This window comes from Aeromonas sp. 603757 (genome assembly GCF_049171255.1).
Classification (GTDB): domain Bacteria; phylum Pseudomonadota; class Gammaproteobacteria; order Enterobacterales; family Aeromonadaceae; genus Aeromonas; species Aeromonas veronii_A.
The window spans coordinates 188,614-208,098 of sequence record NZ_JAAKOE010000001.1 but is presented as its reverse complement, the minus strand read 5'-3'; the positions used below and the strand labels follow the sequence as shown (position 1 = coordinate 208,098).

At 57.2% G+C, this 19,485-nt stretch carries 16 protein-coding genes and 1 pseudogene; 8 read left to right on the top strand and 9 right to left on the bottom strand.

Features of this window, described 5'->3' with window-relative positions:
* Nucleotides 1-105: 105 nt before the first annotated feature.
* A complete protein-coding gene (locus G5332_RS00850) occupies nucleotides 106-1,149 on the top strand; it encodes a hypothetical protein (RefSeq protein WP_421249228.1) in 1,044 nt (347 codons plus the stop codon).
* Between the two features lie 53 nt (nucleotides 1,150-1,202).
* Here G5332_RS00850 and G5332_RS00845 read toward each other — a convergent pair whose 3' ends face one another.
* From G5332_RS00845 to G5332_RS00835, 3 genes and pseudogenes are all read right to left on the bottom strand, one after another.
* Nucleotides 1,203-1,454, bottom strand: a complete 252-nt coding sequence (locus G5332_RS00845; protein WP_421249227.1) for an ogr/Delta-like zinc finger family protein — start codon at nucleotides 1,452-1,454, stop codon at nucleotides 1,203-1,205.
* A gap of 58 nt (nucleotides 1,455-1,512) precedes the next feature.
* A pseudogene (locus G5332_RS00840) lies at nucleotides 1,513-2,039 on the bottom strand (phage portal protein); the annotation flags it as partial.
* Between the two features lie 18 nt (nucleotides 2,040-2,057).
* Nucleotides 2,058-2,864, bottom strand: a complete 807-nt coding sequence (locus G5332_RS00835; protein WP_216953774.1) for a crotonase/enoyl-CoA hydratase family protein — start codon at nucleotides 2,862-2,864, stop codon at nucleotides 2,058-2,060.
* 168 nt (nucleotides 2,865-3,032) lie between these two features.
* Between G5332_RS00835 and G5332_RS00830 the strand changes: the two genes are divergently transcribed.
* From G5332_RS00830 to G5332_RS00810, 5 genes are all read left to right on the top strand, one after another.
* Nucleotides 3,033-4,820 (top strand): putative nucleotidyltransferase substrate binding domain-containing protein, encoded by a 1,788-nt coding sequence (locus G5332_RS00830; RefSeq protein WP_421249226.1) that lies wholly within the window; start codon nucleotides 3,033-3,035, stop codon nucleotides 4,818-4,820.
* 2 nt (nucleotides 4,821-4,822) lie between these two features.
* Nucleotides 4,823-5,449: a 3'-5' exonuclease gene (locus tag G5332_RS00825; protein WP_421249225.1), complete on the top strand. Its 627-nt coding sequence runs from the start codon at nucleotides 4,823-4,825 to the stop codon at nucleotides 5,447-5,449.
* A gap of 105 nt (nucleotides 5,450-5,554) precedes the next feature.
* Nucleotides 5,555-5,866 (top strand): DUF485 domain-containing protein, encoded by a 312-nt coding sequence (locus G5332_RS00820; RefSeq protein ID WP_040068110.1) that lies wholly within the window; start codon nucleotides 5,555-5,557, stop codon nucleotides 5,864-5,866.
* The gene (locus G5332_RS00815) at nucleotides 5,863-7,515 is read left to right on the top strand and encodes a cation acetate symporter (protein ID WP_047434904.1); all 1,653 of its coding nucleotides are present in this window, start codon (nucleotides 5,863-5,865) and stop codon (nucleotides 7,513-7,515) included. The genes G5332_RS00820 and G5332_RS00815 overlap by 4 nt, the downstream gene beginning before the upstream one ends.
* 167 nt (nucleotides 7,516-7,682) lie before the next feature.
* Nucleotides 7,683-9,275: an ABC-F family ATPase gene (locus tag G5332_RS00810; protein ID WP_040068106.1), complete on the top strand. Its 1,593-nt coding sequence runs from the start codon at nucleotides 7,683-7,685 to the stop codon at nucleotides 9,273-9,275.
* A 206-nt stretch (nucleotides 9,276-9,481) separates the two neighbouring features.
* Here G5332_RS00810 and ppiD read toward each other — a convergent pair whose 3' ends face one another.
* From ppiD to tig, 6 genes are all read right to left on the bottom strand, one after another.
* Nucleotides 9,482-11,395 carry a peptidylprolyl isomerase gene (ppiD, locus tag G5332_RS00805; RefSeq protein ID WP_421249224.1) on the bottom strand — a complete coding sequence of 638 codons (1,914 nt, stop codon included), beginning with the start codon at nucleotides 11,393-11,395 and terminating at the stop codon, nucleotides 9,482-9,484.
* 150 nt (nucleotides 11,396-11,545) lie between these two features.
* Entirely contained in the window at nucleotides 11,546-11,818 is a 273-nt protein-coding gene (hupB, locus tag G5332_RS00800; RefSeq protein WP_005315375.1) for a nucleoid-associated protein HU-beta, read from the bottom strand.
* A 240-nt stretch (nucleotides 11,819-12,058) separates the two neighbouring features.
* Entirely contained in the window at nucleotides 12,059-14,413 is a 2,355-nt protein-coding gene (gene lon, locus G5332_RS00795; RefSeq protein ID WP_319920699.1) for an endopeptidase La, read from the bottom strand.
* A gap of 141 nt (nucleotides 14,414-14,554) precedes the next feature.
* The gene (gene clpX / locus G5332_RS00790) at nucleotides 14,555-15,829 is read right to left on the bottom strand and encodes an ATP-dependent protease ATP-binding subunit ClpX (protein ID WP_005336977.1); all 1,275 of its coding nucleotides are present in this window, start codon (nucleotides 15,827-15,829) and stop codon (nucleotides 14,555-14,557) included.
* A gap of 70 nt (nucleotides 15,830-15,899) precedes the next feature.
* Nucleotides 15,900-16,523, bottom strand: coding sequence for an ATP-dependent Clp endopeptidase proteolytic subunit ClpP (gene clpP / locus G5332_RS00785; RefSeq protein WP_005336979.1), 624 nt, complete (start codon nucleotides 16,521-16,523; stop codon nucleotides 15,900-15,902).
* 86 nt (nucleotides 16,524-16,609) lie between these two features.
* Entirely contained in the window at nucleotides 16,610-17,920 is a 1,311-nt protein-coding gene (tig, locus tag G5332_RS00780) for a trigger factor (RefSeq protein WP_421249223.1), read from the bottom strand.
* 441 nt (nucleotides 17,921-18,361) lie between these two features.
* Between tig and G5332_RS00775 the strand changes: the two genes are divergently transcribed.
* On the top strand, nucleotides 18,362-18,796 hold the full coding sequence (locus G5332_RS00775) for a YccF domain-containing protein (RefSeq protein WP_005336982.1): 435 nt from the start codon (nucleotides 18,362-18,364) through the stop codon (nucleotides 18,794-18,796).
* Between the two features lie 92 nt (nucleotides 18,797-18,888).
* Entirely contained in the window at nucleotides 18,889-19,479 is a 591-nt protein-coding gene (yfbR, locus tag G5332_RS00770; RefSeq protein ID WP_421249222.1) for a 5'-deoxynucleotidase, read from the top strand.
* The last annotated feature ends 6 nt before the right edge of the window (nucleotides 19,480-19,485 follow it).

Sequence of the window (19,485 nt, the reverse complement as noted above, 5' to 3'; positions counted from 1 at the left end):
TGATAAATTAACACGGAAAAGTACAATGACAGCGATTTCATCGCGGCCTCGCATCCACTACAAAGCTGAGTATTTTGGCAGCCTTAAACATTTTGGTATTTACTTATGGTCCCCGAACACTTGATACGCATTGGTAAGGTAAATGTCTTTCCAGACGACGCACGAACTCCAATTGAGCCAATCATTACCCTTTGGGAACAAATAAACGATTTCTTCTCAAACTACAAGATAGCTGCCCGCGCTTATGATATTTCGAAGGTGGCCGAATACATAGTTGATGTGGATGCGTCACAAGTCATTAAGGATCTGCGCCTTCTTCATGAGTACAACACGACAAGTGGCGACAGAGAAGACCTGTTTTACAAGTTATACTCTCACCTCAAATGTGGCACAACGCTGGTTTTTCGGCTTAGGCCGGTAAATGAACCGGCAACCAACTGCCGTCACACACCACGGCGACTAGTAGACCTGTTGCTTCAAGAGATTTTCATTGCAGCTAACTTATGCCTCCCCGCCTCATGCAAGCTCTACAAGATCACTGATTTAGACCGCGAAGATTCGCCACCGCCTTCAATGCACTGTTTCTACTTCGAGGACTGTGCACGCTTTGGACGAGACGAAGGATGGCCAAAATATCGCCAGATTCCATTCAGAGATGCATGGCAGTGGCTAATCGATTGTGGTATTCATGATTTGGATATCGCAGCGACCCCTGTGCAGCGAGCACTATTTTCATTACTTGAAATGGCCCGCTATGAGGACTTCAATATTGCTGAGGTGCTACTCATCTCCCAAGCCCTAGATGGCCTATTAGTTAAGAAAGATGAGCAAAAGCAAAAAAACCTAGGGCAACGAATTGCAAAAATCATTGGTACGCCATCGAAACAACAAAACTGGATGAAGGAATTCTACAATCTCAGAAGTACTATCGCGCACGGCTCATATCCGATTTTGCGAGAACACACTCCCCATGAGGAAAGTCCAGAGGTGGCGCAATATCACAAGCAGTATTTTGTTCCTCTGGTCCGAGCAATAGCTGCTTTGCTTGCGATCCTGCAGGATATGGTCCTTTCGAGAATCACCGAATATCGATTTGCACAGCATGAGACCATTCTTCGCATCCCGCTCACGGAACAGCAAAATGTCTAACCCTGTAACAAGACAAACAAGCTATTTATAACGGTACCGAACAACTAGGGGTACTATTGCCCCCCCATACCTTTCAATACCAATTGCCGCCCCTCTGGCGTCAGTGACCCCATCAAGCTCAGCACCAGCTGGTTGGTGGTCTTGGCCGAGGGGCTTAGGGTGTGAGCGAACGACAAGGTGGCCACCCAGCTGTGGCCACACTCTGCATCGGTGCACTGACAATAGAGATCCGAGACATCATCGCTCAGTCGGTTGGTCTTGGTAATGCGGCCCCGCTGGCCACACACTTTGCAATAAACCCGCATTACGCCCCCTTTTCTATCCAAATCAACAGCCTATCTTGCCACAGCAAACACTGTTTGTTTATACAGCCGAACCGATATTCTCCCGAAAATCGACCCGCAGGGAGACGGGAGTCCCGCGCTGTTGATGGCATCCTGGATAAGCTCGCACAGCGGCAGCACCTCGTTGCGGGCATAGGTGGCATCGTACTTCTCGGGATCCCCGAGCCCTCCCCCGCCATTGGTCGGAATAATACCGGCCAGCGCCGCCGGAAAACGGTGGCTGGTCAGTACATCCTGAGCGGTGATTCCTTTGATGGCGGCAAACTCGTCCTTGGTGGCGATATCCCCCACCGGAATAAGCTTGATGCCATCGGGTTTGCCGTCCGGGATATTGACGAACATGGAACGAAAGTTCCCCACCCCCTTGCTGCTGGCGATCATCTCCTTCATCTCCTCCTCGGTGTCGTCGTCCATGTTCGGGTCGGTGGCGTAGAAGATGAAGCCCATGTGGGCGCCGTTGAGGAAGTACTTGCGCCGAAACAGGGTGGCATCCTGGTTAAGCAGCGCCGACTGCAAGCCACCCAAGTAGTCGGGCATACCGTAGATCGCTCGTGCAGCTCGCAGTCAGAGCGGATTGCGGCGCGGCCCGAAGGGCAGCCGCCAGCGAAACAGGCTGTTAAGGGTGGCTCGCCACTGATTGGGTCGCCCCAAAATCTGCTTTTGCAGCCGAGTCTCCTCTTTGAGCATGGCTTCATCGCTGCGGGCCCAGGCCTGGCTGTAAAGCTGCTTGATCCCCGCCAGTGCATCGGGCGATTTGGTGATCAGGGTGCGGGCAAACTCGCGCGCCTCCACCAGCGGGTCGGCGCAGACCCGGCTTACCAGCCCGAGGGATTTGGCCTCGATGGCATCCAGCTCGCGCCCGCTCATGGCCAGCTCCATGGCGGTATCCACTCCCATCAGGTTGCGCATGGTGACGCTACCGCTCATATCGGGAATGATGCCCCACTTGATCTCCATCACCGAGAAGCGGCAATCGGGGGTGCTGAAGCGAAAATCGGCGCCGAGCGCAATCTGCAAGCCACCGCCAAAACAGACTCCCTGGGTCACCGCAATCACCGGCACCGGCAGCTGGTGCCAGCCATAGGCAACCCGCTGGGCCAGATTGGTCGCCTCGTCTGCTTCACGCTTGAGAATATCGAGCGCCGCTACCGGCTGTCTCAGCATGGATTTCACATCCAGCCCGGCGCAGAAGGCTCGCCCCTCGCCATGCAGGATCACCGCCCGCAGCCCCTTGTGCCGGGCGAGCTGCGTCAATGTCTCATCGATGGCGCTGAACATGGCGCGGTCCAGCGCATTGAGTTTGTCCCCCCGCGTCAGCATCACTTCGGCAATCCCGTCGTGGATCTCGCACTTGATCCTTGGTTTTTCCATCTCCCTTGTCCTCCCCTTGATCCCTGAAACTGACTCACTGGTCATACCACCACGTTATCAGAGTGTGAACAGGCGGTACAGCTGAGACTAAAGTCGGCTGGTCGCCTCCCCCTCCCTTTGTCACACTGGGAGCTGCATGAGTGCCGCAAGCCAGCAGAGGACGCTGTCATGTCAACCCTGTTCAATTTTGCCAGACCACCGTTCGACCGACTGGGCGAGGAGGCGCGCGAGCGGCTCTCCCGTCACCTTTCGCTCTGCTATTTTCGGGCCGGGGATCTGCTGCTCAAGGAGGGGGACGAGCCTCCCGGCCTCTATCTCATCATCAAGGGAGCGGTGGAAGAGTCGGCCCCTCACCACCAGTTTGGTGATTACGGGGTTGATGATCTGTTCGATGTGCGCGCCCAGTTTGACGGCCGCTGCCGCCACCGCTTCACCGCGCTGGAAGATAGCCTCTGCCAGCTCATTCCTCGCCACACCTTTCTGGCGCTCTGTGAGCAGGATCCACAGTTTGCCAGCTACTTCACCGCCAATCTGGCCGAGCGCCAGCGCCAGCAGGAGCAACGCGAACAGCTGGGTCAGAAGAATCTGGCGGAATTTATCCTGACCCGCATCGAACCGGGCCACCTGCAGGCACCGCTTATCGTCGACAGCAAGCTGTCACTGCTGGCGGCCACCGAAGCCATGGTGAGCGAGGGGACCGATTGCCTGCTCTCCCCGGCCCACGACGGCTCCCTCACGCTGGCAACCCGCAAGACCTTGCTCCACGCCCTGACTCTCAAGGGATTGCCGCTGACGGCCCCCCTCTCGGTGCTGACTCCCACGCCCTTGATTGGTCTGCCGCTGGAGAGCTATCTGTTTGATGCCCTGCTGCTGATGACCCGCCATCGCATCAAGCGACTGGTGGTGTGGCGCGGCAACGAGGTGGCGGGCATCTTGCAACTGACCCAGGTGCTGGGGCTCTTCTCGACCCACTCCCACGTGCTGACGTTACGTATCGCCCGCGCCGACAGCCTGCCGACGTTGGAGGCAGTCGCCCGCGAGCAGCAACAATTGACCCGCTCGCTGTTTGCTCAGGGGATCCACACCGCCTTTTTGATGAAGCTCATCGCCACCATCAACGAGCAACTGATCGCCAAAGCCTTTGCGCTGGTGATCCCCCCCGAGGTGCAGGATAAGGTCTGCCTGCTGATGCTGGGCTCGGAGGGGCGCGGCGAGCAGATCCTCAAAACCGATCAGGACAACGCCCTGATCCTGCCAGAGGGGCTGGCATGGCCCACCCAGGCAGCCGATCTGGCCGAATTCAGCGCCCTGCTGGAGCACCTCGGCTACCCGCTGTGCCCCGGGCAGGTAATGGTGAACAATCCGGCCTGGGTAAAAACAGGCGATGAGTGGCAAAGCGCCATTGCCAGCGCCTGTACCACGGCAAATGAGGATGAGCTGCTCTGGCTCGCCACCCTGGCCGATGCTCACCCCATAGCAGGGGATCGTCAGCTCCATCTGCCTGTTGCCAGAGCGCTGCGCGAGCAGTTGGCGGACAGGCGGGATCTGCTGGCGGAGATGGTGCGACCGGCGGTGGCCTTTCATGCCCCCCTCACTCTGTTTGGCAGGCTGGAGCAGCCACCGGAAGGGCTGGATCTCAAGCGGGGCGGCCTGTTTCCGCTGGTGCACGGTATCCGCATGCTGGCCCTTGAGGCTGGCATTCTGGAGACCTCAACCCTGGGGCGTATCGATGCGCTGGTGGCAGCCGATCGGCTCAGTGCCGACTATGGCAGCAATCTGGCAGAGGCGTTTCGGCTCTTTATCCGGCTGAGGCTGCGCAGCCAGCTAAAGGGAGGCAATAGTCGGGTGCAGACAAGCGAGCTTAGCCACAGCGAGCGGGATCTGCTTCGCCAGGCGCTACATCAGGTGAAGAAGTTCCAGCAGTGGCTCACCTTGCACTTTCGTCTGAGACAATAGCCATGTTGAGCCGCGTTCGACGCTACTGGTATGGCCGCACGTTCCGAACGGGCGAGTTCGCGCCGCTCTTTGCCACCCCACCGGAAGATGAACGGATCGCCCTCGATTTCGAGACCACCAGTCTCGATCCCGAGCAGGCCGAGATCGTCTCCATCGGGGCGGTGCGCATTCAGGGCAACCGGCTGCTGACCGGTGAGGCCCTCGCCATCAAGGTACAGCCACCGGCCAGCCTGACCAGCCAATCGGTGATAATCCACGGTCTGCGCCATCAGGATCTGCAACAGGGAATGGAGCTGGAAGCCGCGCTGCGCCTGCTGCTCGACTATATCGGCCCGCGCGAACTGGTGGGCTATCACCTCGCCTACGATCTGCGTATTCTCAATCTCGCCTGCCAAAAATTGTGGGGATTGACCCTGCCCCAGCGAGGGATCGAGGTGAGCCAGCTTTATCATGACCACCTCTATCGCCGCTACCCCGATGCTGCGATTGACCTCCACTTGAGTGCCATCTGCCGTCACTTGGCGCTGCCCCCCCTGCCCGCCCACGATGCCCTTGCCGATGCCACCACGGCCGCGCTTATCTACCTGCGCCTGACCTGCGGCTCGCCGCTCACTTATCCCAAAGTCTAATTGTCGAGAAATAACATTTAATTCACATTTTGCTTACATGAGCAGATTGCCTGCTCGTCGGGGTTACCCCATCCACCGCTGACACTCATGTCATGGAGAACTGCAATGGAACAGCAAAGCTATCTGAGGATCCAGCAAGATCCCAACTTCCAGGAGCTGGTCGCCAAGCGCCAGCGTTTTGCCTGGGCCCTCTCGGCTCTGATGCTGGGACTCTACCTGGCGTTTATTCTGCTCATCGCCTTTGCCCCCGGTTGGCTGGGCACCCCCTTGAGCGAAGGTTCGACCATTACTCGCGGCATTCCTGTCGGGGTAGGATTGATCCTCTCCTCCTTCGTGTTGACCGGCGTCTATGTCTTTCGCGCCAACGGCGAGTTTGATGAACTGAACCAGAAGATCCTCAAAGGGGTGCAATCATGAAAGGCAAGTTGCTGCTGTTGACCTCACTGGCCTCCTCTCCCCTGCTGGCGGCCGATGCAATCTCTGGCGCCGTGGAGCGTCAGCCCCTTAATGTCGCCGCCATCGTGATGTTTCTGGTGTTTGTGGCCGCTACCCTGTTCATCACCTACTGGGCCTCCAAGCGCAACCGCTCGGCTTCCGACTACTATGCGGCCGGTGGCCGTATCACCGGCTTCCAGAACGGTCTGGCCATCGCCGGTGACTATATGTCCGCCGCCTCCTTCCTCGGGATCTCCGCGCTGGTCTACACCTCCGGCTACGATGGCCTGATTTACTCCATAGGTTTTCTGGTGGGCTGGCCCATCATTCTGTTCCTGATCGCCGAACGGCTGCGCAACCTCGGCAAATACACCTTCGCCGATGTCGCCTCCTATCGTCTGAAGCAGACTGAGGTGCGTACCCTCTCCGCCTGCGGCTCGCTGGTGGTGGTCGCCCTCTACCTGATCGCCCAGATGGTCGGTGCCGGCAAACTGATCGAGCTGCTGTTTGGCCTGCAATACCATGTGGCCGTGGTGCTGGTTGGTATCCTGATGGTGCTCTACGTGCTGTTTGGCGGCATGCTGGCCACCACCTGGGTGCAGATCATCAAGGCAGTGATGCTGCTCTCCGGTGCTAGCTTCATGGCCATCATGGTCATGAAATCGGTCAACTTCGACATCGGCGCCCTGTTTAGTGAAGCGGTCAAAGTGCACGAGAAAGGCTCCGCCATCATGAGCCCGGGCGGGCTGGTCTCCGACCCCATCTCCGCCATTTCGCTCGGTCTGGCATTGATGTTCGGTACCGCCGGCCTGCCCCACATCCTGATGCGCTTCTTCACCGTGAGCGATGCCAAAGAGGCGCGTAAATCGGTGTTCTACGCCACTGGCTTTATCGGCTACTTCTACATCCTCACCTTCATCATCGGTTTTGGCGCCATCCTGCTGGTAAGCACCAATCCGGCCTTCAAGGATGCCACCGGCGCCCTGCTGGGCGGCACCAACATGGCAGCCGTCCACCTGGCTGATGCAGTGGGTGGAAGTCTGTTCCTCGGCTTCATCTCTGCCGTGGCATTTGCCACCATTCTGGCGGTAGTCGCCGGATTGACCCTGGCCGGAGCCTCTGCGGTCTCCCATGACCTCTATGCCAGTGTGTTGAAGAAGGGCAAGGCCAACGAGACTGATGAACTGCGCGTCTCCAAGATGACGACTCTGGTACTGGGTGTGGTTGCCATTGGTCTGGGGATCCTGTTCGAGAAGCAGAACATCGCCTTCATGGTCGGTCTGGCCTTCTCCATCGCCGCCAGCTGCAACTTCCCGGTGCTGTTCCTCTCCATGTTCTGGTCACGCCTGACCACCCGTGGCGCCGTCTACGGTGGCTGGCTGGGACTGGCGAGCGCAGTGACCCTGATGATCCTGGGTCCGACCGTGTGGGTGAAAGTGCTGGGCCATGCCCAGGCCATCTTCCCCTACGAATACCCTGCCCTCTTCTCCATGGGGTTGGCCTTCGTCGGGATCTGGTTCTTCTCCATCACCGACAGCTCCCAGAACGCCGCCGACGAGCATGCCAAGTTCCTGCCGCAGTTCGTTCGCTCCCAAACCGGGCTGGGGGCCTCTGGCGCTACCTCCCACTAACAGATCAAGTTCATCCTTCCAAGCCGGCCTCGCGCCGGCTTTTTTTATTGCCCATCAATCGGCTGCACGCCCCGCTTGCCCCGATCAAGATCACACTTCTCGCTAAAACTTTCGGGGGATCTGTGCCATAATGCGCGCCATTTGACAGACCAATCGGGACACATACCTTGTTAAGCAGCAACAACATCACCATGCAGTTCGGCGCCAAGCCGCTGTTTGAGAACATCAACGTCAAGTTTGGCGGCGGCAACCGCTATGGCCTTATCGGCGCCAACGGCTGTGGCAAGTCCACCTTTATGAAGATCCTCGGTGGTGATCTGGAGCCCACTGGCGGTAATGTGAGCCTGGACGTCAACGAGCGCATCGGTAAGCTGCGTCAGGATCAGTTCGCCTACGAAGATATGCGCGTACTGGACGTGGTCATGATGGGTCACACCGAGCTGTGGGCGGCTATCGCCGAGCGCGATGCCATCTACGCCAACCTCGAAGCCACCGACGAAGACTATATGAAGGCCGCCGAGCTGGAAGGTCTGGTTGCCGAGTATGACGGCTACACCGCCGAAGCGCGCGCAGGCGAGCTGCTGCTGGGTGTCGGCATTCCCCTTGAGCAGCACAACGGCCCAATGAGCGAAGTGGCCCCAGGCTGGAAACTGCGGGTGCTGCTGGCACAGGCCCTCTTCTCCAACCCTGACATCCTGCTGCTGGACGAACCGACCAACAACCTGGATATCAACACCATTCGCTGGCTGGAGCAGGTGCTCAACGAACGTGAAAGCACCATGATCATCATCTCTCACGACCGTCACTTCCTGAACTCCGTCTGTACCCACATGGCGGATCTGGACTACGGCGAGCTGCGCGTCTACCCGGGCAACTACGACGACTACATGCTGGCCGCCACCCAGGCGCGCGAGCGTCTGCTGGCCGACAACGCCAAGAAGAAGGCCCAGATCGCCGATCTGCAATCCTTCGTCTCCCGTTTCAGCGCCAACGCCTCCAAGTCCCGTCAGGCGACCTCCCGTCTCAAGCAGATCGACAAGATCAAGATTGAGGACGTCAAGGTCTCCAGCCGCCAGAACCCCTTCATCCGCTTCGAGCAGGACAAAAAGCTCTATCGCAACATCCTGGAAGTGGAAGGTGTATCCAAGGGTTATGGCGACGGTCCCCTGTTCAAGGGCCTCAACATGATGATGGAAGTGGGCGAGAAGGTCGCCATTCTGGGTACCAACGGTATCGGTAAATCCACTCTGATCAAGACCCTTGTCGGCGCACTGGCACCGGATACCGGCACCATCAAGTGGTCCGAGAACGCCCAGATCGGTTACTACGCTCAGGATCACGCCGAAGACTTCGACACTGATCTCAACGTGTTCGACTGGATGGCCCAGTGGAAACAGGAGAACGAAGACGAGCAGGCTGTACGCTCCATACTGGGCCGTCTGCTCTTCTCTCAGGACGACATCAAGAAGCCGGTCAAGGTGCTCTCCGGTGGTGAGCAGGGTCGCATGCTGTTCGGCAAGCTGATGATGCAGCGCCCCAATATCCTGATCATGGATGAGCCGACCAACCACCTGGACATGGAATCCATCGAATCCTTGAACATGGCGCTGGAGCTCTACCAAGGGACCCTGATCTTCGTCTCTCACGACCGCGAATTCGTCTCCTCTCTGGCGACCCGTATCCTAGAGCTGACCGAAGATGGCATCCGCGACTTCGGCGGCACCTACGAGGATTACCTGCGCACCCAGGGCGTGGTGTAACCCCCGCCTTGCAAGCTCGCAATGAAAAACCGGCACACACGTGCCGGTTTTTTTATATTCCGTATTTAGACGACTGAGATGGCGTATAGCCGCGGTGTGACTGCACGCCACAGAGTAGAGAGCAGAGCTTAAATATCCCCCTCTTGCCCACAGATAAAAAAACGGCTCCATCACGGAGCCGTTTTCAATGGATTGCGCAGTGCCGATTACTCGACGGTTGCTTCCACACTGGTGAAGTACTCGATCTTGGCAGCTTTGCGCAGCTCGTCGATCAGAGACTTGTAATCTACCTGGGCTTTGCCCTGACCCAGCTGAGCTTGCAGCATGGCGGCCATGCCGGATGCGGTGGCAGGGACGTTGACCTTGTCCAGCGCAACTACAACGCGGTCACCATTGGTCTCGGCAACCAGAGCCACGCTCGGCTTGCCGTCGACCGGATGAGGCAGTGTGAACGCCTGGGCAATCAGGTTCTGATCCAGCTCGCGATCGAAGCGGGCAACCCCTTTGTGGGTCTCCACTTTCAGACCGAGTGCAGTCAGATCGGCGGTGATGCTCTCACCGACTTTCAGCTTGTCCAGCAGGCCCTGGGCCTTGCCACGGGCTACTTCGCTAGCCTTGTCATGCTTGATGGCGGCAATCACCTGCTCTTTCACCTCGGCCAGCGGCTTGACCGCTTTGGGCTTGTGACCAGTGATGTGCAGCACCAGCGCCTTGCCGTCAGCCAGCTCGATCACGTCAGAGTTGGTGTTGTCATCGCGCAGCTGTTCGGAAAACGCCACGGAGAGCACCTTGGGATCGTTCAGCGGAGCCGGAGCAGTCGCCTGGGTGAAGAAATCGGAAGATTGAACCTTCATCCCCATGGCATCAGCGGTCAGATCCAGCGAGTCCGGGTTTTCGAAGCTGTTGTCAGCCATCTTCTGCTGCTCGGCGAAGAACTTCTCCTTGGCCTTGTCAGCTTGCAGACGAGTGATGGTCTCTTCTTTCACATCGGCAAACGGCTTGGTCTGGGCTGCTTCAACCCCCAGCAACTTGATGATGTGGAAACCGAACGGGCTCTTCACCACGCCGGAGAGATCGCCAGCCTTGTTCAGGGCGAACGCGGCTTTCTCGAAGGCCGGATCCATCACCCCTTTCTCGAACCAGTCCAGCTCGCCGCCTTTTTTGGCAGAGAAGGTATCGGAAGAGTCAGCCTTGGCCAGCGCAGCGAAATCATCACCCGCCTTGGCTTTGGCCAGCACGGCTTCTGCTTTCTGCTCGGCCGCTTTCTCATCCTTGCCAAACGGGATAAGGATGTGAGCCACGTGGCGACGCTCGGCACGCTGGAACAAGTCCTGATGCTGGTCGTAGTAATCCTGGGCATCCTGCTCGGTGACCTTGATATCCTTGGCGAGGTTGGCAGCGTCCAGCAGCAGATAGTCGACCTTGACCTGCTCGTCGTTCATGAAACGGGCGCCATTGGTCTTGTAGTACTGCTCCAGCTCGTTGTCGGAGACCTGAACATCAGCCATGTAGTTGGCGGCAGCCAGACGCACCAGACGCAGATCGCGAGTCTGGTTGTAGAGCTTGTCGAGCTGCTCCGCTTCGCCCTTGAGGGAGAATTCGGTGCCCAGCAGGGCGCTCATCAACTGTTGACGCACCATGTCCTGACGCAGGGAGTCACGGAACATTTCAGGAGTCATGCCGGCACGACGGATCAGCTGCAGATAGCGGTCATTGTTGAACTTGCCGTTCTCGGCAAATTCCGGCATGGCCACGATGGCTTGCTTGATCTGCTCATCGCTGACGCGCAGACCCAGTTCACGGGCCTTGCTGTCCAGCAGCGCCTGATCGATCAGGCGATCCAGCACACCGCGGCGGAACTGTTTCATGTAATCGGGGTTCGCGGCCAGCTGGCTGAATGCCTCTCCCATCTGGGATTCCATGCGGGCGCGCTCGTTGCGGTAGGCATTTTCCAGTGCGGTTGCACTGATCTCGGTGCCATTGACGGTGGCGGGGGCGGTACGGGCCGGGCCGTTCAGGTAACTACCTACACCAGCCAAGGCAAAGGAGAGGATGATCAGGCCCAAGATAACCTTGGCTACCTTGCCCTGCGCCCCTTCGCGTAGTTTATCCAACATCATGTTTGTACTTATGCTCCCGAACTCGATGGGCGTAAACAATAAAAAGGCGCACCGATTGCGATGCGCCTTGGTCAATCAGTATGAGAGAAGACTCTCTAACTTGTCTGGTCTGCGACCAAGGACGGTAGCCGACGGATATCAGCGACCGACTTAGTTAACAGCGTCTTTCAGGGCCTTACCGGCTTTGAAGGCAGGAACTTTACCAGCAGCGATTTCGATGGTCGCGCCAGTCTGCGGGTTACGGCCTGAACGGGCAGCACGCTCGCGTACAGCGAAAGTACCGAAACCAACCAGAGCAACCTGGTCACCCTCTTTCAGCGCTTCACCAACAGCATCAATGAAGGCATCCAACGCACGGCCAGCGGCAGCTTTGGAGATATCGGCACCGTCTGCAATCTTGTCAATCAGTTGAGATTTATTCACTCTTATATTCCCCTTTTATCGAACACCGCTGCGGCGCTGATTTCCCTGGCCACAACAAGTGGAGGTTTTATAGCAAGCCTCCTGATCAGTTGCAAGTGACAATCTGGCGCAAACCCGCGCCACACAACGCATTGCGACTCATCACGAGTACCCGATCGGTGGTCAAGGCTACTTCCGTTATCGGGCGCATGCAAGCCTTAACCACCCGTCGAATGCGCCAAATTTGCGGCGCATCAACATTTACACGACAGAAACGCGCTCAAACCCCTGCGGATTGTCCTGCAACGCCAATTCCAGCACCTCGTCAATCCAGCGAACCGGATAAATTTCAAGGTCTTGTTTGACGTTTGCCGGGATCTCCTCAAGGTCACGCTCGTTCTCTTTCGGAATAAGCACTCGCTTGATGCCGCCACGATGGGCTGCCAGCAACTTCTCCTTGAGACCGCCGATGGGCAGCACTTCGCCGCGCAAGGTGATCTCCCCTGTCATCGCCACATCAGCACGAACCGGATTACCGGTCAAGCTGGAGACCAAGGCAGTACACATGGCGATACCGGCGCTCGGACCATCTTTGGGGGTGGCCCCTTCCGGTACGTGCACGTGGATATCGCGCTTCTCGTAGAAGTCGGCATTGATCCGCAACTTCTCGGCACGGGTACGCACCACCGTCATGGCCGCCTGAATGGACTCCTGCATCACTTCACCGAGAGAACCGGTATAAGTTAGCTTGCCTTTGCCCGGCATGTTGGTGGTCTCGATGGTAAGCAGATCGCCCCCCACTTCGGTCCACGCCAGACCACATACCTGACCAATCTGGTTCTGGTCGGTGGCTTTACCGTAATCGAAACGCTGTACCCCGAGGAACTCCTTGAGGTTGGCCTGATTGACCTGAACATGCTTGATGCTCTTGTCCAGCAGGATGCGCTTGACCGCTTTGCGACAAATCTTGGAGATCTCGCGCTCCAGACCACGAACCCCCGCCTCGCGGGTGTAGTAGCGGATCACCCCGACCAGGGCAGAATCCTCGATGGTGATCTCGGACTCTTTCAGACCGTTGCGCTGGATCTGCTTGGCAACCAGATGCTGCTTGGCAATGTTGAGCTTCTCATCTTCGGTGTAACCGGAGAGACGGATCACCTCCATCCGATCCAGCAACGGACCCGGGATGTTCATGGAGTTGGAGGTGGCCACGAACATGACGTCCGACAGGTCATAATCCACTTCCAGATAGTGATCGTTGAAGCTGTTGTTCTGTTCCGGATCAAGCACTTCCAGCAAGGCAGAGGCGGGATCGCCGCGCATGTCCGAGCTCATCTTGTCGATCTCGTCGAGCAGGAACAGCGGATTCTTCACACCGACTTTCGCCATCTTCTGGATGAGTTTGCCAGGCATGGAACCGATATAGGTACGGCGGTGACCACGGATCTCCGCTTCGTCACGCACCCCACCCAAGGCCATCCGCACATATTTGCGGCCTGTCGCCTTGGCGATGGATTGGCCCAACGAGGTCTTGCCCACACCGGGAGGCCCAACCAGACAGAGGATGGGGCCCTTGAGCTTGTTCACCCTTGCCTGTACCGCCAGATATTCGAGGATGCGATCCTTGACCTTCTCGAGGCCATAGTGATCGGCATCCAGCACCTCTTGCGCCTTGCCAAGGTCTTTCTTGACCTTGGATCGCGCCTTCCACGGCACCTGTACCATCCAGTCCACATAGCTGCGAACCACGGTAGCCTCGGCGGACATGGGAGACATCATCTTCAACTTGGCAAGCTCGGCCTGGGCCTTTTCACGGGCATCTTCCGGCATGCCAGCCTCTTCAATCTTGCGATTGAGGGCTTCAAACTCATCCGGGCTATCTTCCAGCTCACCCAGCTCTTTCTGGATGGCCTTCATCTGCTCGTTGAGGTAATACTCGCGCTGACTCTTTTCCATCTGCTTCTTGACGCGAGTACGGATGCGCTTCTCGACCTGCAGCAGGTCAATTTCCGACTCCATCATCGCCATCAGGAATTCGATGCGCTCGGAAACCGAGACGATCTCCAGCACCTTCTGCTTGTCTTCCAGCTTGAGCGGCATGTGGGCCGCCATGGTGTCAGCCAGACGCGCAGCATCGTCGATCGCCGAGATCGAGGTCAGTACCTCGGGCGGGATCTTCTTGTTGAGCTTGATATAGCCTTCAAACTGGCCGATGGCGGAGCGAACCAGCACTTCCTGATCCTTCTCCTCAATGGCTTGGGAGGGGATGTATTGGGCCTCGCAGACAAAGAAATCCTTGTCGTCGATCATCCGCTCCAGGCGGGCACGCTGTCCCCCCTCTACCAACACCTTGACGGTGCCGTCCGGCAGCTTGAGCATCTGCAGAATATTGGCCACTGTCCCGACGGTGAAGATCTCCTCCACCGTTGGCTCATCGGTTGACGCATCCTTCTGGGCCACCAGCAGAACTTTCTTGTCCTGCTCCATGGCCGCTTCCAGACAGCGAATGGATTTTTCCCGCCCCACAAAGAGTGGAATGACCATGTGGGGATAAACCACCACGTCACGAAGAGGCAGGACGGGAATCTCGATGCGTTCTGAACGCTCTAGGTTCATATATGTCCTCTCGGCTTGTTATACCGTTGGCAAAGCGCTTGGCTGAGTATATGGGGGCGCTGAGATGAGATTCAATCGCCGAAACCGTAAAAAGCATGAAAGGGGCAAAAAGCCCCTTCCATTTGATTAAAAATCAGACATTTACTCTGATGCAGCAGCCTGGGTTTCGGGATTTTCGTAGATCATCAAGGGCGCGGAGTCCCCTTTGATCACGGTCTCGTCGATCACCACCTTGCTGACCCCTTCCAGAGAAGGCAGGTCATACATGGTATCCAGCAACACGGCTTCCACGATGGAACGCAGACCACGAGCACCGGTTTTACGCTCCATCGCCTTGCGGGCAATGGCGTTGAGTGCGTCGTCACGGAACTCCAGCTCGACCCCTTCCAGATCGAACAACGCAGCGTACTGTTTGGTCAGCGCGTTTTTCGGCTCTTTCAGGATCTGGATAAGCGCAGACTCGTCCAGCTCGGTCAGGGTCGCGACCACCGGCAGACGGCCGATGAACTCGGGGATCAGACCATACTTGATCAGATCTTCCGGCTCTACCTTGGCGAAGGTCTCGCTCAGGGTGGCCTTGGCATCCTTGGATTTCACCTCGGCGCCAAAACCGATACCGGTTCCCTTCACGGAACGCTGCTCGATCACCTTGTCCAGACCGGCAAAGGCACCGCCACAGATGAAGAGGATCTTGGAGGTATCAACCTGCAAGAACTCCTGCTGCGGATGCTTGCGACCACCTTGCGGCGGCACGGAAGCGATGGTCCCTTCGATCAGCTTGAGCAGTGCCTGCTGTACCCCTTCCCCGGAGACATCGCGGGTGATGGAGGGGTTGTCCGACTTGCGGGAGATCTTGTCGATCTCGTCGATATAGACGATGCCACGCTGGGCTTTCTCTACGTCGTAGTCGCACTTTTGCAGCAGCTTCTGGATGATGTTCTCCACGTCCTCGCCCACATAACCGGCTTCGGTCAGGGTGGTCGCATCGGCCATGGTGAACGGCACATCCAGCAGACGAGCCAGAGTCTCGGCCAGCAGGGTTTTACCGCTACCGGTCGGGCCAATCAGCAGGATGTTGGATTTGCCGAGCTCCACACCACTGTTTTCGCCGCTGTTGCGCAGACGCTTGTAGTGGTTGTAGACGGCAACGGCCAACACCTTCTTGGCGTACTCCTGCCCGATCACATAGTCATCGAGATGAGCGCGGATCTGATGAGGGGTCGGCAGCTCGTTACCATCGCGCTTGGGCGAGATCTCGCGGATCTCTTCGCGGATGATGTCGTTGCACAGCTCGACGCACTCATCACATATGTAGACGGAAGGGCCAGCGATCAGCTTGCGCACTTCATGCTGGCTTTTGCCGCAAAAAGAGCAGTAGAGCAGCTTATCACCCTCACCCTTGCGTTTCTCTGTCATTCAGCAACCTCGTTTTATCAATAGAGGATGGATCGGCCTGTTGAGTTTACAACAGACCGGGACACCCTGCTCAGCTACGCTGGCTCAGGACACCGTCTACCAGACCATAGGCCACGGCCTGCTCGGCGGACATGAAGTTGTCACGATCGGTGTCACGCTCGATGGTAGCCATGTCCTGACCGGTGTGGAACGCCAGGCGCTCGTTCAGGGTATTTTTAATCTTCAGGATCTCCTGGGCGTGGATCTGGATATCAGATGCCTGACCCTGGAAGCCACCCAGCGGCTGGTGGATCATCACACGGGCATTAGGCAGGCAGAAACGCTTGCCCTTGGCGCCACCGGCCAGCAGGAAGGCACCCATGGAGCAGGCCTGCCCCATGCAGACGGTGCTGACATCCGGCTTGATGAACTGCATGGTGTCGTAGATGGACATGCCCGCAGTCACCGAACCACCCGGCGAGTTGATGTAGATATAGATGTCCTTGTCCGGATTCTCGGACTCGAGGAACAGCAGCTGGGCAACCACCAGATTAGCCATGTGATCTTCAACCTGACCAGTCAGGAAGATCACCCGCTCTTTCAGCAGACGGGAGTAAATATCGTAGGAACGTTCACCCTTGGCAGTCTGTTCGACCACGATGGGGACCAGCGCATTGCTGGGAGAATCGGTCATATCGTTATAGTTCTTGTACATAAGGCATTGTCCCTAAAATAAAATGGCCCGAGTGGAGATCACACGAGCCATTATACTTAACAGTCTTGACCTTAAGTCAAATGTTCTTAGGCAGCGGCGCCAGACTTGTTGATCACTTCGTCAAAGGCAACTTCTTTTTCGGTCACTTGCGCTTTGGACAGGATCAGGTCGATGGCTTGATCTTCTACTGCCAGGTTACGAACGCCGTTCAGCATCTGTTCGTTCTTCTGATAGTACTCGATCACTTCCTTCGGATCTTCGTAGGCAGTCGCCATGGACTCGATGATGCTGTTTACACGGGCATCGTCAGCCTTGATCTCGTTGGTGCGGATCACGTCTCCCAGCAGCAGGCCTACGCGTACACGACGCTCGGCTTGAGCCTGGAACAGTTCAGCCGGCAGCTCGGGAGCGTTACCGCCCTGGAAACCACCGAAGCGCTGCAGAGCCTGCTGACGCAGAGCATCGATCTCTTGAGCAACAGCTGCTTTCGGCAGGTCGATTTGGTTGGCTTCAACCAGACCGTTCAGAACCTGCTCTTTCACGCTGTTTTTCAGGGCTTGAGCCAGTTCGCGCTCCATGTTCTTGCGCACTTCGGCTTTCAGCTCTTCAACAGAACCGCTCTCGATACCGAAACGCTTGACGAACTCTTCGGTCAGCTCAGGCAGGATCTGCTCTTCAACCTTGATCAGCTTGGAAGCGAACTTGGCTTCTTTGCCTTTCAGGTTTTCAGCGTGGTAGTCAGCCGGGAAGGTCACTTCAATGGTGAACTCGTTGCCCGCTTTCTTGCCCAGGATGGCGTCTTCAAAGCCCGGGATCATGCGGCCAGCGCCCAGCACCAGGTTGAAGCCTTCAGCTTTGCCGCCGTCGAACTCTTCACCGTCGATGGAACCGACGAAGTCCATGGTCACACGCATGCCATTGGCAGCGGCAACATCGGCATCAGCCCAGGTAGCGTGCTGCTTGCGCAGGGTGTCGATCATGTTGGCCAGATCTTCATCCTTCACGGTCGCAACCGGCTTCTCGACCTTGATGGTCTCGAGACCTGCAACTTCGAACTCCGGGTACACTTCGAAAGTGGCGGTGAACTCGAAATCCTGACCTTCTTTGATCTCTTTCGGATCCATGGTCGGGGCACCGGCCGGGCTCAGTTTGTTTTCGATGATGGCTTTGATGAAGTTGCTCTGCATCATTTCATCAGCAACGCGGGCGTGAGCCATGGCGCCGAACATCTTCTTGATGATGGCAACCGGAGCCTTGCCAGGACGGAAACCGTCGATGCGACGAGTTTTGGCCAGGCCATTCAATTCTTTACGCACAGCGGCGTCTACGGTAGCAGCCGGTACAGTGATGGTAAGACGGCGTTCCAGACCCTGGGTTGTCTCTACAGAAACTTGCATTCTTCTACCTCGTTCAACTCAGCACTGTGTGCTGACCCTTTATTGCCCCTGGGCAAAGCCCGGAGTCTTCCTGTTTATAAAGACAACGATATGTCTTTGTGATGAGAAAATATGACGCGGCATTATAGCGGCGCACTTTGGTCGAGTCGAGCCACACATCCCCCACATTGAGCGGCGTGCAAGCACAATTCGTGCAAAACTGCCCTTTATATGGGGAGAGAGGTGCCCGACTTCAACTATCCGATGGCAATAATTTTGCGTTTGTTCACCTTTTTTCATCCGAACGCCGCTTTATTGCCCATTTTTCACCGAAAAACAGCCCACCGTTGCGGGCGGCGACTCAATTTGTCCAGCCAAATGGCGATTGGGCCAATCAACCATTGCGTCCCTACCCCTCCCTCGTTATGGTGGCAACCAAATTGATGATCTGGAGTCACTCACATGGCCTTTTTCCGCTTCTTGTTCAATCTGCTCTGGTTTGTACTGGGAGGTGTCTTTATGGGCCTGGCCTGGTGGCTGGCCGGTCTTGTCTGCTTTATCTCGCTGGTCGGCATCCCCTGGGGACGTGCCTGCTTCGTGATCGGCACCTTTACCTTCTTCCCGTTTGGCAAGCAGGCCGTCAATCGCAAGACCATGACTGGCCAGAGCGATATCGGCACCGGCACTCTGGGGCTGATTGGCAATATCCTCTGGTTCGTGCTGATCGGTGTCTGGCTCGCCATCGGCCACATCGCTTCCGCGCTGGCCTGCTTCGTGACCATTATCGGTATCCCGTTCGGTATCCAGCATCTCAAGCTGGCACTCATCAGTCTGGCGCCTATCGGCCAGATGATTGTGACCAATCAAGAGGCTGAATCGGGCCGCTATATCCGCTAAACACGGGAAATGCGCGGGCAGACGCTGCCCTGCAACGAAAAAAAGGGCAGACTAGGGTCTGCCCTTTTCTATTCTCTTTTGTTGAGGCCGTCATGTTACCCAGCCACTTTTTCGCCAATCTCGCCCGCATGAAACTCATCTACCGCTGGCCCCTGATGCGCAACATCCAGCCGGAAAACATTGCCGAGCACAGCCTTCAAGTGGCCATGGTGGCCCATGCCCTCGGCATCATCAAAAATCGACTGTTTGGCGGCAGCGTGAATGCCGACCGCGCCGCCGTGATGGCCCTCTACCACGATAGCAGCGAGGTGCTGACCGGCGATCTGCCCACCCCGGTCAAATACTTCAACCCCGAAATTGCCCGCGAGTACAAGAAGATAGAGCTGGCCGCCGAGCAGCGTCTGCTTGGCATGCTGCCGCCGGAACTGGTGGAGGACTTTCGCCCCCTGCTCGATTCGGCAGCCCAGGATGACGAGCTGGCCAGGCTGGTCAAGGATGCCGACACCCTCTGCGCCTATACCAAGTGTCTGGAGGAGATCAACGCGGGCAACCGGGAGTTCGAACCGGCTCGCAAGCGCCTCGAGGCCATGCTGGCAGCCCGGATGAGCGAGGAGATGCGCTACTTTATCGATATCTTTGTGGCCAGCTTCTCCCTGCCGCTCGATGAGCTGAACGCTCACTAAGCCAGT